The 16,650-nt window shown below is 41.6% G+C and carries 13 protein-coding genes; 9 read left to right on the top strand and 4 right to left on the bottom strand.

Going from position 1 to position 16,650, the window contains the following annotated elements; all coding sequences use genetic code 11:
* Position 1: 1 nt before the first annotated feature.
* The 6 genes from ilvA (at position 2) to thrC (ending at position 6,448) form a co-directional block, all read left to right on the top strand.
* Positions 2–1,270: a threonine ammonia-lyase IlvA gene (gene ilvA / locus N7E81_RS17910; RefSeq protein WP_263050975.1), complete on the top strand. Its 1,269-nt coding sequence runs from the start codon at positions 2–4 to the stop codon at positions 1,268–1,270.
* A 165-nt stretch (positions 1,271–1,435) separates the two neighbouring features.
* Entirely contained in the window at positions 1,436–2,641 is a 1,206-nt protein-coding gene (locus tag N7E81_RS17905; protein ID WP_263050974.1) for an aspartate kinase, read from the top strand.
* On the top strand, positions 2,601–3,881 hold the full coding sequence (locus tag N7E81_RS17900; protein WP_263050973.1) for an ACT domain-containing protein: 1,281 nt from the start codon (positions 2,601–2,603) through the stop codon (positions 3,879–3,881). Before N7E81_RS17905 ends, N7E81_RS17900 begins: the two co-directional genes overlap by 41 nt.
* Positions 3,882–3,884: 3 nt before the next feature.
* Entirely contained in the window at positions 3,885–4,808 is a 924-nt protein-coding gene (locus N7E81_RS17895; RefSeq protein WP_263050972.1) for a homoserine kinase, read from the top strand.
* Positions 4,809–4,812: 4 nt separating this feature from the next.
* Complete coding sequence (locus tag N7E81_RS17890) at positions 4,813–5,115, top strand: DUF1330 domain-containing protein (protein WP_263050971.1); 303 nt, start codon at positions 4,813–4,815, stop codon at positions 5,113–5,115.
* Between the two features lie 40 nt (positions 5,116–5,155).
* Positions 5,156–6,448 carry a threonine synthase gene (thrC, locus tag N7E81_RS17885; RefSeq protein ID WP_263050970.1) on the top strand — a complete coding sequence of 431 codons (1,293 nt, stop codon included), beginning with the start codon at positions 5,156–5,158 and terminating at the stop codon, positions 6,446–6,448.
* A gap of 69 nt (positions 6,449–6,517) precedes the next feature.
* Here the strand turns inward: thrC and N7E81_RS17880 are convergent, their stop codons facing one another.
* Positions 6,518–7,636, bottom strand: a complete 1,119-nt coding sequence (locus N7E81_RS17880) for a fatty acid desaturase family protein (RefSeq protein WP_263050969.1) — start codon at positions 7,634–7,636, stop codon at positions 6,518–6,520.
* A 136-nt stretch (positions 7,637–7,772) separates the two neighbouring features.
* The gene (locus tag N7E81_RS17875) at positions 7,773–10,148 is read right to left on the bottom strand and encodes an ATP-binding protein (RefSeq protein ID WP_263050968.1); all 2,376 of its coding nucleotides are present in this window, start codon (positions 10,146–10,148) and stop codon (positions 7,773–7,775) included.
* A 219-nt stretch (positions 10,149–10,367) separates the two neighbouring features.
* On the opposite strand from N7E81_RS17875, the gene N7E81_RS17870 reads away from it, so the two are divergent.
* The 3 genes from N7E81_RS17870 to N7E81_RS17860 are packed head-to-tail and all read left to right on the top strand — an operon-like array spanning position 10,368 to position 13,710.
* Positions 10,368–10,940, top strand: a complete 573-nt coding sequence (locus tag N7E81_RS17870; protein ID WP_263050967.1) for an RNA polymerase sigma-70 factor — start codon at positions 10,368–10,370, stop codon at positions 10,938–10,940.
* A 33-nt stretch (positions 10,941–10,973) separates the two neighbouring features.
* Positions 10,974–11,972 carry a FecR family protein gene (locus N7E81_RS17865; protein ID WP_263050966.1) on the top strand — a complete coding sequence of 333 codons (999 nt, stop codon included), beginning with the start codon at positions 10,974–10,976 and terminating at the stop codon, positions 11,970–11,972.
* The gene (locus tag N7E81_RS17860) at positions 11,956–13,710 is read left to right on the top strand and encodes a carboxypeptidase-like regulatory domain-containing protein (RefSeq protein WP_263050965.1); all 1,755 of its coding nucleotides are present in this window, start codon (positions 11,956–11,958) and stop codon (positions 13,708–13,710) included. The genes N7E81_RS17865 and N7E81_RS17860 overlap by 17 nt, the downstream gene beginning before the upstream one ends.
* Before the next feature lie 105 nt (positions 13,711–13,815).
* Here the strand turns inward: N7E81_RS17860 and N7E81_RS17855 are convergent, their stop codons facing one another.
* Together N7E81_RS17855 and N7E81_RS17850 are read right to left on the bottom strand one after the other, a co-directional pair.
* Positions 13,816–15,393, bottom strand: coding sequence for an energy transducer TonB (locus N7E81_RS17855; protein ID WP_263050964.1), 1,578 nt, complete (start codon positions 15,391–15,393; stop codon positions 13,816–13,818).
* Positions 15,394–15,397: 4 nt separating this feature from the next.
* A complete protein-coding gene (locus N7E81_RS17850; protein WP_263050963.1) occupies positions 15,398–16,627 on the bottom strand; it encodes a 3-phosphoshikimate 1-carboxyvinyltransferase in 1,230 nt (409 codons plus the stop codon).
* Positions 16,628–16,650: the final 23 nt, after the last annotated feature.

Below are 16,650 nucleotides of genomic sequence, written 5' to 3'. Positions count from 1 at the left end.
CATGGGAGTGTTAGAAGCAGAATTAAGAGTACCCACATACGAAGGCATACAGGCTGCAAAGCTGAAATTGAACAACGTAGTGGTGCGTACACCGCTGGTGAAAAATTTAAATTTTTCGGAGCGGTTCGACGCCAATGTGTCATTCAAAAGAGAAGACCTACAGGCCGTGCGTTCGTACAAAATTCGTGGCGCTTATAATAAAATCTCAAGTCTTAGCGAAGAAGAAAGCAAAAATGGTATCGTATGCGCTAGTGCGGGCAACCATGCTCAAGGAGTAGCCTATTCCTGTCAGAAGCTAGGTATCCGAGGCACTATTTTCATGCCCAATGTAACACCTAAGCAGAAGATCAGTCAGGTCAGAATGTTTGGTAAAGATATGGTCGATGTGGTGCTCACGGGAGATACTTTCGATGACTCGTACCGAGAGTCATTGGCTTTTTGTGAAAAAAATAAAGCCACCTTTGTTCATCCATTCGACGATGAAAAAGTAATAGAAGGACAAGGAACAGTAGCTTTAGAAATATTGGAAGATGCCGATGGGCCAATAGATTATTTGTTTGTGCCAATAGGAGGAGGAGGATTAGCCTCTGGAGCGATCACCGCTTTCAAAACTTTGTCACCCAACACCAAAATCATAGGTGTAGAGCCTGCTGGTGCACCAGCTATGAAAGAGTCTATAGCTGCGGGCAACAACCTGATGCTAGACAAGATCGATACTTTTATCGATGGTGCTGCGGTGAAGCAAGTAGGTAGCAAAACCCTAGAGATATGCAAAGACGGATTGGATGAACTGGTGCTTGTGCCAGAAGGAAAAGTGTGTACAATGATCTTGCAGCTCTACAATCAGGAAGCGATCGTAGTAGAGCCAGCTGGTGCTTTGAGTTTGGCAGCTTTGGATTTTTACAAAGATAAAATCCAAGGCAAGAACGTAGTCTGTGTCGTAAGTGGTAGCAATAACGACATTACTCGGACAGAAGAGATAAAAGAAAGGTCATTGCTATACGAAGGCATCAAACATTATTTTATCATTCGTTTTCCGCAGCGAGCGGGGGCATTGAGAGAATTTTTGACAGAGGTACTTGGGCCTGGCGATGATATTGTTCATTTCGAGTATTCGAAAAAGAACAGCAGAGAAAATGGTCCTGCATTGATTGGTTTAGAACTGCAGAATAAAGACAGTTTGAGTGAGTTGTTCGAACGACTGAAAGCCAAAAGCTTCGTCTTTGAATACCTCAATGAAAAACCAGACTTGATGCAGTATTTGGTATAAGCAAACGATTGAGTCAATGTTTGGTTAAATCATTTACTCATTGAAAAAGTAAATCATTAAAAATCGAACCCTAGTTTAGTTTGTAGTAAGCGAAGGTTTGGAATACAGAAAATAAATAGGAGTATTAAGCGGCATGCTTAACGCTCGAATCTTAAATCTAGAAGAATGAAAGTGTTGAAATTTGGAGGTACATCCGTAGGTACCCCGGATAATCTGAGAGTGGTAAAGGATATATTATCAGCTGGGAAGAGCGAAAAACAAGTATGTGTAGTTTCTGCCTTCGGGGGCGTGACCAATCTGCTCCATGAGTGCAGTGACTTGGCCGCAGCTGGCGACGAATCATACCAAGAACTGTTTGCTAAAATAGAAACCAGACATCTCGATACCGTAAAGGAATTGCTCCCTGTGAAAAACCAGTCAGGCACTTTGAGCAAAACTAAAATATTGCTCAATGACCTAGAGGATATCATGAAAGGTATCTTTTTGATTGGGGAACTATCGCCAAGATCTTTGGATCGTGTATTAGGCATGGGAGAAATTTTGTCTTCTAATATTATCGTAGATTTTCTCAATGCAGAGGGTTTGACTACCGATTGGGGCAACAGTGCCGCAATGATCAAAACCGATAGCAACTTTAATAATGCCATTGTAGCATTTGAGACGACCAATAAAAATATCAAGGAATTTTTTGCAACTTCTTCTGATCTTGTAGTTTGTCCTGGCTTTGTATCTTCCAACACCGACAACGTACCTACCACGCTAGGTAGAGGAGGGTCTGACTATACAGCAGCTATTCTGGCAGCAGCCTTGGATGTAGATACATTCGAAATATGGACAGACGTGAGTGGTATGATGACATCAGATCCACGAGCAGTATCATCTGCACACCCGATAGAAAAGCTGTCTTATCAAGAAGCCATGGAACTTTCTCACTTTGGAGCCAAGGTGATCTATCCGCCGACTATCCAGCCTGCCTTGGATAAGAATATTCCAATCAAGATTAAAAATACCTTTAGACCAGACGACGCTGGCACGACTATTAGTGCCGATGCTAATGGCTCGAAGCAATTCGTAAAAGGCCTGTCGAGTGTGAAAAATATTGCCTTGCTCAACTTGTCAGGTAGTGGCATGATAGGTATCCCTAAATTTTCTTTTAGGCTGTTTAAAGCACTCTCCGAGGCTAAAGTAAATGTGATCATTATCACACAGGCATCTTCTGAGCATTCGATCTGTGTAGGGATAGACGGCAACGATGTAGCAGCAAGTAGAGCTGCTATCGAAGAAGAATTTCAATTCGAATTGAGTCTACACAAAGCTGAATCCACTAGAGGTGGAAGAAAATCTGGCCATAGTAGCTTTGGTAGGGGATAAAATGCGCGACCATGTAGGCGTCAGTGGGCAAATGTTTGCTGCATTAGGTGAAAATGGTGTAAACATAAAAGCTATCGCTCAAGGTTCGTCGGAGCGCAATATCACGGTGGTAATCGAAGAAAGACACCTAAGAAAATCACTCAATGTACTACATGAAAGTTTCTTCCTTTCTGAAAAGAAAAGAATCAACCTGTTTCTTGTAGGTATAGGCAATGTGGGAGGTACGTTGATTCAGCAAATAGCTAAACAAAAAGAATATCTCAGAGAAAACGAGCACGTCGATCTAAGAATTGTAGGCTTGGCTAATAGCAAAAAAATGTATTTCGATGAGGAAGGAATCGATTTAGCGAAATGGAAAGACCTTCTGATGGGCAGCGACTTGACCATGGAAAATACGGCTTTCATTAAGTCTATCGAAGAGATGAATTTGCGCAATAGTGTGTTTGTAGATAATACGGCAAGCGCAGATATTGCCGCCTTGTATAATGGAGTTTTGAGAAAAAACATCTCCGTAGTGACACCCAATAAAATAGCTTGTGCATCGTCTTACGACAATTACCAAGAATTGAAAAACACAGCAAGGGAGTACAAGTCAAAATTCTTGTACGAAACCAATGTAGGAGCTGGTTTGCCAGTGATCACCACACTCAACGATTTGATTAAGAGTGGTGATAAGGTGAAGAAGATCGAAGCAGTTCTTTCAGGTAGTTTGAATTTTATTTTCAATAATTTCAAGTCAGGGGTCAAGTTCGTAGATATTGTAAAGCAAGCAGGAGAGCAAGGCTATACAGAGCCAGATCCAAAGATCGACTTGAGTGGTGTGGATGTGATGCGAAAGATCCTGATTCTAATCAGAGAATGTGGAGTAGAGGCCGAACTGTCTGACATCAAGAGCGAATCGTTTATCCCCGAGGATTGTATGAATACCAAAAACAACGAGGCATTCTATGCTAAGTTGGAAGAGCACGAGGCTCACTTTCAAGCTTTGGTGAAAAAGGCCGAAGACAAAGGAGCAAGGTTGAAGGTAGTAGCTACATACGACAATGGACAGGCTTCGGTAGGATTGAAAGAAATTACGAAAGAACATCCTTTGTATATCCTGGAAGGTAGCGACAATATTGTGCTGTTCAATACCAATAGATATGATGATCAGCCTTTGGTGATAAAAGGCGCTGGAGCAGGTGCAGCAGTGACTGCTATGGGTATATTTGCAGACATTATGCGAATTGCAAATAGCTAAACTATGCCTGATAAAATTAAAATATTCTCACCCTCTACCGTAGCCAATGTAGGCTGCGGTTATGACGTGCTAGGCTTTGCCTTAGATGGGATCGGTGAGGAAATGACAGTATCTAAACGAGACGATGGTCAATTGGTTATTGAGGAGATCATAGGGTTTGATCTGCCCAAAGACCCTGCCGTAAACACCGCTACGGTAGCAGCACAAGCACTGTTGGATGCCGTTGGCAGTAAACAAGGTTTTTCGTTTATAATCAAAAAAACTATCAATCCTGGCAGTGGCATGGGGACGAGTTCGTCTAGCTCAGCAGGAGGTGTATTTGCTGTCAACGAATTGCTCGGCCGACCCTATACATCTGCGCAGCTGGTGGAGTTTGCTATGGAAGGCGAAAAGGCGGTGTCAAAAAAGGCACATGCAGACAATGTAGCGCCTAATTTACTTGGTGGTTTTACTCTCGTTCGTAGTTATGAGCCATTAGATGTTTTGTCTTTGCCCGTGCCAGAGGATCTGTACGTGACCATCGTGCATCCACAAGTAGAGGTAAAAACCACAGATGCCAAGAAGATTTTGAAAAAGCAGGTAGACTTATCTATGGCCGTAAAGCAGTGGGGCAATGTAGGAGGATTGGTAGCTGGATTATATGAATCAAATTATGATTTGATTGGCCGTTCGATGGTCGATGTGATTGTAGAGCCGATTCGGAAAATATTGATCCCGCTGTACGATGATGTAAAGGCGCAGGCTTTGGCCGATGGGGCACTAGGTTGCAGTATTGCGGGCTCTGGCCCTTCTATTTTTGCGTTTAGCAAAGGCGAAGAAACGGCGCTCAAGATCAAGTCTATGATGCAAGAGAAATACGACGAGGTCGGTATTTTGGCCTATACCTACATGTCTAAGATTGGCGAAAAGGGAGTAAGAACCATTTGAAATTATGATTTTTATTACCCAACTCATATATATCAAACCTGGGAAAGAAGCTGAATTTCATGCATTTGAAAATCAGGCAATTCCATTGATGGGAAAATATACTGGTCGATTGGTTCAGCGTTTACGGCCAACCCAAGAGACCTATGTGGCAGGGGAAGAAAAAAAGCCTTACGAAATTCATATTGTGAGTTTTGAATCGGAAGAAAAATTGCAAGCGTTTTTCAAAGACGATACCCGCTTGCAGTTCAAACATTTGAAAGACGGATCTGTAGAGTCTATTCTGATGTTTAAAGGAGAGAAAATGTAAACCATCTATTCGTTTGGCGAATAGAAGAGTTAAAAAATCAATGAAATATTACAGCACAAATAAACAAGTACCAGAAGTAAGTTTCGAAAAAGCGATATTCCAAGGGTTGCCAGATGACAATGGATTATACATGCCGAAAACCATTACACAATTGCCTAGAGCATTTTTCGAAAATATCCATGACATGGAGCTGCACGATATTGCATATGAAGTAGCCAAATGTTATATCGAAGACGAAATCCCTGAAGAGGAACTAAGAAAAATAGTAGCAGGTACGCTTAGTTTCGATTTGCCTTTAGTCGAGGTCGAAGACAACGTCTATGCATTGGAATTGTATCATGGCCCTACTTGTGCGTTCAAGGATGTAGGGGCTAGGTTTTTAGCGAGGTGTCTTAGCTATTTTTCACGCCAAAGCGACAAGAAAGCGACCATTTTAGTGGCTACTTCTGGTGATACTGGTAGTGCAGTTGCCAGTGGTTTTTTGGGAATGAAAAATATCAATGTTGTGATTCTCTACCCGAAAGGGAAAATCAGCAAGATCCAGGAGCAGCAGCTCACTACCTTAGGAGAAAATATCACGGCTTGTGAAGTAGAAGGCACATTTGATGATTGTCAGAAAATGGTAAAAGATGCCTTTTTAAATTTGGAACTTAAAGAGAAATATAATCTCACCTCAGCCAACTCTATCAATATGGCGAGATTGGTGCCACAGTCATTTTATTACTTCTGGACTTATGCCATGTTGGGAGGAGATAAGGATTTGTATATTTCTGTGCCTAGTGGCAATTATGGTAATTTGACTGCTGGATTGCTCGCTAAGAAAATGGGCTTGCCTATCAAACAATATATAGCTTCCGCTAATGCCAACGATATTGTGCCAGCTTATTTGCGATCAGGCAATTTCGAGCCAAGAAGATCTGTAGAAACCATCTCTAATGCTATGGATGTAGGTAATCCGAGCAATTTTTATCGTATGAATGATCTGTTTGGAGCCGAGGTAGACAATTTTAGAAATGAACTCAAAGGCTATACTTATTCCGATGAGCAAACAGCCGATACCATCAAACAAGTATATGGTGATACTGGATACCTGTTAGATCCTCATGGAGCGGTAGGCTACTTGGGTCTGAAGGAGTATATGAAAGATCATGATGGTATAGGGGTGTTCTTGGAGACCGCTCATCCGGCTAAGTTTTTGGATGTAGTAGAGCCTATTATTGACGAAAAGGTAGAAATTCCACAACGTTTACAAGACTATATTGAGCGTGAAAAAGTGGCGATTGAAATAAATGCAGATTTGGGTCAGTTGGAGAGCATTTTGGAGAAATTATAAAACAACTAAGTGCAAAAAAAGAGCGGTCAGGATTCTTATCCTGACCGCTCTTTTTTTGATTGTTATTCTTTAGGCCTTTGCTACAAAGTATGCGGGCTGCCCAGCATATTCTTGGTTTCGCCCCAGCTCTTTAAGCATGTGAAAGTGACTGGCTACTGCATCTCCAAATGTATCTACAGCATAGTAGGGCAGACCAAATTCCTTGGTTGTTTGCTGCACGATAGGTGCGATCTGAGGGTAGTGTACGTGACAAATGTCTGGAAATAGGTGATGCTCTACTTGAAAGTTGAGCCCACCCACGAGCCAGCTTAGTATTTTGTCATTCATGCCGTAGTTGCAAGTGGTAAGCAGTTGGTGAGCAGACCAACTGTGATCTACTTCTTCGCCTTCTATCTCAAAGAAAGCTGCAGAAGGCACTACATGGGCCGTTTGAAAAATCATCGCAAGCATGATACCCGTCACGCCGCTAGAGATTAGGATCATGACTAACGTGATCCAAGCAGGAATAGGGATGACGATCATAGGGACAGCTACGAAGAAGATGTAGTAGAAGAACTTTCTAGCTATGATACCCAATAGTTCTGTTCTGAATTCTTTTCCTGGTTTGATCAAACGCATTTTCCGATAGTCGAATGCTTTTAGGAAATCTTTAGTGGTTAGCCATTCTAGTAGTGGTACACAGTAGAATAGTGGTGCATAGATGTGCTGGAACCTGTGAAACCACATTTTAGGCTGATTTCGTGAGAAGCGAAAGACAATGCGTGGTAAAATATCTTCGTCGGTATGTTCTATATTGGTGTAGGTATGGTGGATTACATTGTGTTGGATCTTCCAAATTAGCGAGTCCACGCCTATGAGCATGGCCGAAAGCCCCATCCAGAAGTTTACTTTTTTGCTCTTGGAGTATGATCCATGTAGTGAGTCGTGCATTATGGCAGTGCCAATAAATGCCTTACCTAATCCCATAACTATCCAAAGAGAAATCAAAATAGGCATGCTAGTGATGCCACTAAAAATGAGGATGAAATAGGGGGTGAGATACCAAGCGAACAAGCAGATCGATTTTACCACCATGGTAGAATTTGCATCTCTGTTTATGCCATTGTCTTGAAAATAGGCATTAACTCTCGATCTTAGGGTGGCGGTAAATTCTTGATCTTGTTTTTTAGAAAACTTGTATCTGATCATAGCTGCTTTATTATTCTATATCTCCGATTTTGATAGCCTCGGTTTTCCGCGGGAATGCAAGAAGTTTGCCAAAGGCCAATCGGCAAATCTAAACAGAATAGGCTGGATGACCTAATGTGAAATGTTGACCGCTGTGTTAGGATTGATTTGAGCTTTTTTCTGACTTCATAAGGTCTACCTGAAGGGTCAGAATGAAAGCTGTGCCTACACCTACTTTGCTGCGTACATCTATGTGACCACGGTGGGTTTTTATGATGTCCATAGATATGGATAAGCCCAGTCCAGTACCCTTTCCAGATTCCTTGGTCGTATAGAGTGGCTCGAATATTTTCTTTTTTACTTCCTCGGTCATACCACTACCACTGTCTTGTACGATGACCCGGACGTACTTACTACCTATACTTTGTAGCATAATTTTGATCCATCCTTCGCCTTCTATGGCGTCGGCAGCATTGCCAATTAGGTTAATGAATATTTGATTCAACTGACCAGGGAAACAATCGATCGAAGGTATATCACTTCCATATTCCTTGATGATTTGTACACGACCTTTGTATTTTGATTTGGAGATTAGCAAGGCCGAATCGATAATTTCATGTAAGTGAGCTTTTTTGAATTTCTTCTCGTCTTTTCTAGAGAAAATCCTTAACCCATCCACTATTTCGGTAATGCGGCTTGCGCCAAATTTGACATCTCCCAGCAGGTCCGCAGTATCTTTTTTCAAAACAGAGATACTGGTGTTTTCTGATTTAAAAATATTGTAATTGCTCTTTATCTCATCTATATCGTTGAGTTGGATGATTTGTTCGAATGTAGTCAGGTCATCGAATGCTTCTGAGATGTTTTCTTCCAAAATTTGCAGTCCATTGCTTACAAAGCTGATGGGATTGTTTACTTCATGGGCAATGCCAGCAGTAAGCATGCCGAGTGCCGACATTTTCTCTGCCTGTATGAGGTTGGCCTGGGTACGTTTGAGTTCATTGTGTGCCTTATGGAGTTTAGAGTTCTTCTCCATAATGGTGGCATTACTCATTTCAAGTTCCACGTTTCTTTGGTGTATTGTTGCTTGCTGAGATTTGAGTAGCTTATTCAGTTTTCTAATTCTTATATATTCTACTCCGAGTATGATGGTTATGAGTAGAAAAGCTCCGCCCAGTATCAAATAGATTTGTTGCTTTCTTTTCTGTATTTCAGCTTCTTGCTCTAGTATGAGTTTTTCTTCTTCGGCCACTTTTAGTTCTAACTGGTGGCGAATGAGGCTTTCTTTGTAGCTCAATATTTCTGATTGCCGCTCGGTGCTTTCGAATTCATGTTGAGCTACCATCAGATCTTGGTGGATGTATTCAGCTTCTAGTGCTGTATGTCCTATGTTTCGGTTGCCTACAAGCGCCTCATGTTCTAGGTATTTCAACCGAGCCAGTTCATCATTCATTACATCCTTTCGCTTATTTCGCTCTACTTCTTTTTTGGTAAGAAAGGCTTCAGTGATGATCGCTTTAGAGTTTCTCTCTAGCTCTCTAGCCAGAGTTTCAGCGTCTTCGAGATCGTCTGGGTGGTAGGTGATTTCTTCAGGTAGTGATTGACTGAGTTGTTCGTATTTTGTTTGGTAGGCATTGGCTTGCGCTTGATTGTTTAGCGCTTCATATGTTTCGGCAAGTTGTAAGTAGCTCTGTACTAGTATTTTATTGTTTGTGCGGTTTTGTATGCTTATCGATTCCGACTTTTGCAAAGTAGCTAATGCTTTTTGATAATCTTTCATTTCAAAATACATACTAGCCATTCTATTGTTGGCATTGGCAGCCATTTGTGGACTTCCTCCTTCATTGGCTATGATGGATAGATACGCTTCGCCTATGGCAATGCCTTTTTTGTCTTCCTTCAGCTTGTGATAGGCTTCGAGTAGCCCATCATGTGCGATCAATTTGAAATAGGCTAAACTATCTTTTTCGGCTAGAGCCAATAGTTTTTTGAATGAGGTTAAGGCTTTTTTAGCCTCATTTGCAGTAAGATGGTTGAGACTGGCAGCGGCTGTTACCTCCACCATGCCTAATTCATAATCAATTTGACTGAATTGATTGTAAGCGACTTCATAGGTTTCATTGGCTTTGACAAACGCTCCCATGTGTGAATAGATGTTTGCGAGAGACAAATAGCCATTGGCTGACACACTATAGTTTCTGACCTTCTCTGCTTCTATACTTAATTCCAAAAAGAGCTGAATGGCTTTTTGAAAATCATTCTGTGTCAAATAAATCTCTCCAATTAGGTTTTCGGCTTCCCAAGTTTTTTGTACGTCCTCTATTTGTTCTGCGATCCTAAGTGCGGACTGGGCTTGATTGAGGGAAGTGGTTAAGTTTTGATTACTCAGATTGGTTTTAGCGTTGGCTAATAAGGCATTTATTCTTGCATGTTCCTGATGGCTAGTACTTTGTGCCAAACCGATAGTCCCTGTTGAATAAAGGAATAAAACCGTAAGGAGTAGGGGTTTTAATTTTGCAAGCAATAAATTCATATAGGAATAAAGGTATGTAGCGTGTTTTTTTAGAGAACGAATGGTATTCTTATACCATTTAGCTCAAACTAAGCTACAGAAATCAACCTATTCACCAAAAAAAATAATGCGAAAAGAATCGATATTTTGTCGAACGGAAGAATGAGCCTTTAAAAATAGGGTTGATGTCTGTGATTTTTCTCAAATCTTGATAGCTTCGTTGAGCTGTAGCAATTCGACTTGGACATAGCCATAAACATCACCGATCTCTCTAATCAAAGTACCTTCGAAAAGGTGTTTAAAACCTACTATCAACAGTTGGCAGCTTTTGCCTATCAGTATGTGGCGTGTCATGATACGGCCGAAGAAATCGTGCAAGAGGTGTTTGCCAATGTATGGTCTAAGTCTGATCAAATAGAAATTCGAACGGCTGTAAAATCGTATCTCTATGGAGCTGTGCGCAATGCCTGTCTCAATCATATCAAGCATAAGAAAGTAGTGCGGCAGCACGAAGTCTATGAAGGACGCAAGCCTGAGGGTTATGAATCTAATTTTTTAGAACTTGATGAGCTTCAGGGTGAAATAGATGCAGCATTGGATCAGCTACCAGATAAGTGTCGACAGATTTTTGAAATGAGTCGATTCGAAGAGAAAAAATATAAGGAGATCGCCGAAGAACTTGGCTTGTCGATCAAGACTGTAGAAAATCAAATGGGAAGAGCACTGAAAGTGATGCGTGCTGCATTGAGTAAACATATACCCAGTTTGGTTTTTTGGATTATTACGATAGTACAAAAAAACTTGTGGGGGTAAAATGAAAGGTAATTGTCCACATTATAGCAGAGTATGAGCGAAAGAAAAAGACATAGTGTTTCTGAGGAACTATTGTTCAGATATTTCATCGAGGAGGTAAGCCCTGATGAACAGGAAACTGTATTGTCTTGGAAGGCCATGTCTGAGGCCAATTATGCCGAATTTGAGCGTGTCAGAGTATTTCTGTTGGATGTGAAAGCCCTGAGGAGTATAGGCGGTGATCATGCTTCGTATGATGTACTGAAGGCGTGGGAAAAAGTACAGAGGCGCAAGCCAGTAGCCTCTATGTCACAAAAAAGCATAACATGGAATTGGATGAAAATTGCTGTAACCATATTGCTCGTCGCAGGAGCGGGGTGGTTCGCTTATTTATTCAGTCAGGTAGAAACACAGACTACAGTGGCTGTAGCGGAGACGCAAGGGGTAGAATTGGCAGATGGGTCAAATGTGACCCTTAATAAAGGAAGTGAATTAATCTATCCAGATCGGTTCAAGGAGAATCAGCGAAATGTAGTCTTGAAAGGAGAGGCGTATTTTGAAATAACTAAAGACCCAGATCAACCTTTTGTGATTCAAACGGACGAAATACAGGTCACGGTGCTAGGTACATCTTTTAATGTAAACAATGCCAATGCTGATAGTGTCATTGTGAGTGTAGACACTGGACGAGTATTGATGTCGGTAGGTGGCAAAGAGGAAATCCTTACCCCAGGGTTTAGGGGGGTGTATTATCGTAGCAGTCAGACACTTGTGAAAGTAGCTATAGACCATGTAGGTATGCACAACTATTGGCGCACCAAAAAGCTATCGTTTAGAGGCGCTACAGTTGCCCAGGCGGTACGTACCATACAAGAAGTTTATGAGGTTAAAGTAGAATACTCCAATCCAGATATTGCCTATTGTAAAATCAACGTAGATTTCGAAAACGAACCCGTGGAAAATGTATTAGATATCATGGCAGAAACACTTAATCTGGTTTGGTCTAATCAAGGACATGCATATTTGCTAGCAGGATATGGATGTCCGCAGTAGCATTTACATTTTGCTCGGGTGTATTTTATGGCTGATCGCTTTGCCAGCGAGTTCACAAGAACCTGCCCGCCCTTTGATTACGATAGATTTTAAAAATACACCATTAAGGCAAGCGCTTAGCGATGTCAATACCTTTGATCGAGTGAAGTTGTCTTATAATCCAGATCATATACCTGCTGACCGTGTGGTTAATGAGTCTTTTCAACAAGTACCTTTGGATCTGGTTTTGAAAAAAATGCTTGGCGCAAATTTCGATATTAAGTACAGAGGAAGTTACATCATTATCCAACCCAAAAAAGAAGAAGTAAAGAAGCATCCAGTCAAACTTTCTGGAGCGGTAAAGGATGCAGAAACAGGCGCAGTAATCCCTGATGTGACCATCTATGAAATAAATAAACTAAATGCTACACTCACAGATACGCGAGGTCAATTTGACTTAACAGTTTCGGCTAAAACCGATTACGTCACTTTTGCGATTAGTAGAGAAAATTATCAAGATACAATCATTCAGGTACAAGACATCTCAGAAATGACATTGGCGCTTCAGCCTATCAAAAAAGAAAAAACTTCCGTAAAGGATCGGTTTGAAATAGAGACCAAAAAACTTGTTCAGTTTTTCACTTCCGACGAATCGCAGAAGAATGCTCGCAATGTCCGTATGGATGAAGAACGGATATGGCAAGTGTCGTTGGTGCCCATGATTGGCTCTAATGGAAAACTAAGTGGACAGGTGAGAAATAAAATTTCAGTCAATGTATTGGCAGGGTATGCCTACGGTGTAAACGGGGTAGAATTGGGCGGATTGTACAACATCGGTCGGCGTGAAATGAACGGCTTGCAAATGGCCGGGTTTGGCAATGCCGTGGGAGGAGCGTCTCATGGAGTCCAGTTGGCAGGGTTTATCAACACCACCAAAGGCTATACCCATGGGGTACAAGCAGCAGGCTTTCTCAATGTGGTAACAGATGATGTAAAAGGCGTACAGGCAGCTGGATTTGTAAATATCTCCAACAAGGTCAATGGCGTGCAAGCTGCTGGTTTTGTGAATCTTGCTACCAAAGAAATGAACGGCCTGCAAGCTGCTGGTTTTTTAAATTCAGCCAAGACTGTTCAGGGTGCTCAGGTGTCAGGATTTCTGAATAAGAGCAAGGCTACTCGTGGAGCCCAAATCAGCGGATTTCTTAATGTCACAAAAACACTCAAAGGGATGCAGCTAGGCATTGTCAATATTTCGGACACAGTATCTAGTGGTACACCTATTGGCTTGATCAACATCGTTCGGTCGGGCATGCATCAATTCGCAGCGGAGCACAACGATTTCATGCCGTATCAAGTGGCGTTTAGATCTGGGATCTACCGATTTTACACGGTACTGAGTGCAGGTATAGACCCATCAAACAACAATTTGTGGAGTTATGGCGTAGGTTTTGGGAGCCAGTTCACGATTAGGCCCAAATGGTATGGCAATGTGGAATTGGCCGCTCACAACATCGAACAGCCAGATCGCAATGCCGATGATTTGAATCTACTCAACAGACTAAATCTCAATGTGGGGTATCAAATCGGCAAGCACCTGTCGGTGAATGCTGGACCGGTGCTGAATCTATACCTGACCAAAATCTACCATGCAGACACAGATACTTATGGAGACCTCGACCATCCTTCTTTTTATGAAAGTACCCAAGGAGACTTGCACCTATCGGCCTGGGTAGGGTATGCCGTTTCGGTAAGGTTTTAATCGCAGGGCGATAGCCCATTGGGTTTAATGCCCCGACCCTCTGGTCGAAGCAATTAACCGATTAGAAAGTTAATACCTCGTGGACTTGGCCCGAGGATCATTCATTTAGAACCCTGTAGGTCGAGTAGGGACAGGGATATTGTCAAAATTAATTTGATGCATCATTTGGTGATCAAATGCAGGATTGTAGTAATAGTAATTGTTTCTAATAATGTCTGATTGAATTATAAAATTGATGGGCACTACTACTTCTTGAGGAACTGTAAAGCCGTTGAAATCCATAGCGGGCTTGCATATTTGATATTTTTCATCCGTCTTGGTGAAAGCTTCTATTATTTTTTTGTCTGTGGTTTCACTGATTCCACTAAGCACTTCTACGGTATCTAGTTTTCCTTTTTCATCTATTAATAGCCTCACATAAGCGATTCCTTCTTCTTCGTTTTGAACCATTAGGTCATCATAGCATAAAACAGACTCAAAATACTCCCAAAGTTTGTTTGAAGGTTTTGCGAATTTTACATTTCTCTTGGTGAGTTGCATGTAGGATTTTTCTCCTTCTTCATATACCGCACTTTCAATCATTATTCCACGATTGTATTGTCGTTTGATCTGTCGGGCACGCGTGCTATCATAAAAAGTCTCAAACTGCTTCGGTTTTGTTGTGTCCACCATTTCCTTGCCTGTAGGGCTATAGACATGGTCGTAATAAACCCCTAAAAAAGAAGGTGGACTATAATCAAGGTGTAACTGGCCATTTCTGAAATAAGTGTATAATTCGGTGTACGCTCCATACTTATAGGTCATCTTTTTTCTAACTAATCCATTGGTATGGTACCAAGTGAAGTCTCCATCGTTTTTTGTGGGTTTTAAAGAAGAGTAAGGACCAGTCATTATTTTAATGTCATCCATGCCATAGTATGTGATTTGAAATTCACTGCCATTAAAATCTTCTACTAATGCGTAGAAGCTAGCTTTGCTTTTTTTGCATTTAGCATAGTGATTATCGAGGTAGAGGGTGTCTTTTTTTATAAATTTTTGATAGGTGTGATAAGCATCTGCAAATTGAATAATGCCTGCGCCTTTCAATTTGTTGTTTTCTATATATTCAAACATAGGATGCAGTTCGTCAAACAGACGGGACATCAGGTCTTTAAAACCCATGGGAGAGGAAGGGACTCGGTATATACTGTCTTGGTATTCAAAGAAATATGGCCAAGTGCTGTTGTTGGATTTATACAAAACCAAATTGTCGTCATGCGACTCTACCAAAACAAAGGACGGATTTTTGATGATAGGTGTGTCATAGCTGCTGTTGACAGGGATTGTCCTTTGCATCACGACAAAGGAGTCAAGTCCTACTTTGTAGCCAGTAGCTTCCTCCACTTTTATCTTGATTGATTCTGCTTCTTGGTCTGGTTTGAATAGGAACTCTGTAGATCGGTATGATCCTTTGATATAGCCATCTATTCTTTCGTTGTTGCTATTGATATAGTAACCTGAAAGAAAGTCTTCCTTCGTGTTGACAGAAATAATGATGGTTTGTCCTTCTGCAGGATCAAAAGCAAGCATTTGGTCAATGAGTTCCCCTGTGTTGGTAATGAAATGCCCAATGTCAAGGTTGTTTTGAGAGAAAGCACAAGCAAAACAGAAGGTGAGTATAAAGGTGAGGTTGATTTTCTTCATTGCATTATTTCAATATTTTTACCCCTGCCATTTCTAAATGATCCCAGTATTCGGGGTATGATTTTACTACTACTTCGGGTTCGTGGATCTCACAGTCAAATTTCATAGATAGAGGAGCTAGAGCCATCGCCATTCTGTGGTCGTCGTACGTATCGAACGAAATCAATCCAGAAACCTGTGGTTTGTCTGGTGAAGTCAGCACCCAAAGACCGTTTTCATGTTCCTCAAGTGTGGCACCTATCTTGGCCAATTCTGTTGCCATAGCAGCCGTTCGGTCAGATTCTTTGATTCGGAGACTTTCAAGACCTGTCATTTTGAGGTTTACCCCTAGAGCGGCAGCACACGCCATTACGGTTTGAGCCAGATCAGGACAAGATTTGAAATCAATCGTCATTTCTTTTAGGATATCGCCTCTGCTCAACGTTACCGTTTCGCCATCAAAGGTCGACTTCACACCCAACCCTTCCATGATGGAAGCAATGGCATGATCGCCTTGGTTTGATATCTCTCTTAACCCCTTAAGGGTGATTTTGGCGTCTTCAGCCAAGGCGAACAAGCTATACCAGTAACTGGCACCAGACCAATCTGACTCAATGGTATAACTGTTGGACTTATAATTTTGAGGTGCTACAGTGATCGTATGTCCTTCGAACTGACCAGACACCCCAAAGTGCTTCATCAGGTTGAGCGTCATTTCTATGTATGGACGGCTATATATATCCCCTTCTAGTGTGATCGTAAGCCCTTCAGGCAAGGTAGGTGCGATCATTAGTAGCGCAGATATATATTGACTGCTGATATTACCAGGTATAGTCAGTTGATTGGTCTTTTGCTGGCTAAATGGTTTGAAAAGGAGAGGAGGAAAGCCTATTTCTTTTTCATAAGTGATATTAGCACCCAGATCATTAAGTGCATCCACGAGCAGTTTGATTGGTCGTTGACACATTCTCGGTGTACCAGTTATTTTTCTCTCCGTCTTACCCATGGCCAAGTAGGCAGTCATGAACCTCATCACTGTACCTGCATCAAGCACATCTAGCGTATGTTCATTGATATCGAGCAATCTTGTCATCGTGACAGTATCTCGAGCCGAGGATAAATTCTTTAGCTCAGACTTGCCACCACCCAATTCATTCAATAGCAGGGCACGATTACTCTCGCTTTTGGAGGAAGTCAGAGGAACATCGAGGGTTAATGTTGTTGTGGGTTTGCTTAATCGAATGGAGCCGCTCATGTTCTTGATTTGAATTTTAAAGT

It is taken from the genome of Reichenbachiella carrageenanivorans (assembly GCF_025639805.1).
In the GTDB taxonomy this organism is placed as follows: Bacteria; Bacteroidota; Bacteroidia; order Cytophagales; family Cyclobacteriaceae; genus Reichenbachiella; species Reichenbachiella carrageenanivorans.
Note: the sequence above shows the minus strand (reverse complement) of the source record. Positions and strands in the feature narration are given on the sequence as shown.

Excerpts from the sequence above, each read along its gene's own strand:
- ilvA (WP_263050975.1), top strand. The coding sequence starts at position 2 with ATGGGAGTGTTAGAAGCAGAATTAAGAGTACCCACATACGAAGGCATA.
- N7E81_RS17905 (WP_263050974.1), top strand. The coding sequence starts at position 1,436 with ATGAAAGTGTTGAAATTTGGAGGTACATCCGTAGGTACCCCGGATAAT.
- N7E81_RS17895 (WP_263050972.1), top strand. The coding sequence starts at position 3,885 with ATGCCTGATAAAATTAAAATATTCTCACCCTCTACCGTAGCCAATGTA.
- N7E81_RS17890 (WP_263050971.1), top strand. The coding sequence starts at position 4,813 with ATGATTTTTATTACCCAACTCATATATATCAAACCTGGGAAAGAAGCT.
- thrC (WP_263050970.1), top strand. The coding sequence starts at position 5,156 with ATGAAATATTACAGCACAAATAAACAAGTACCAGAAGTAAGTTTCGAA.
- N7E81_RS17880 (WP_263050969.1), bottom strand. The coding sequence starts at position 7,636 with ATGATCAGATACAAGTTTTCTAAAAAACAAGATCAAGAATTTACCGCC.
- N7E81_RS17875 (WP_263050968.1), bottom strand. The coding sequence starts at position 10,148 with ATGAATTTATTGCTTGCAAAATTAAAACCCCTACTCCTTACGGTTTTA.
- N7E81_RS17865 (WP_263050966.1), top strand. The coding sequence starts at position 10,974 with ATGAGCGAAAGAAAAAGACATAGTGTTTCTGAGGAACTATTGTTCAGA.
- N7E81_RS17860 (WP_263050965.1), top strand. The coding sequence starts at position 11,956 with ATGGATGTCCGCAGTAGCATTTACATTTTGCTCGGGTGTATTTTATGG.
- N7E81_RS17855 (WP_263050964.1), bottom strand. The coding sequence starts at position 15,393 with ATGAAGAAAATCAACCTCACCTTTATACTCACCTTCTGTTTTGCTTGT.
- N7E81_RS17850 (WP_263050963.1), bottom strand. The coding sequence starts at position 16,627 with ATGAGCGGCTCCATTCGATTAAGCAAACCCACAACAACATTAACCCTC.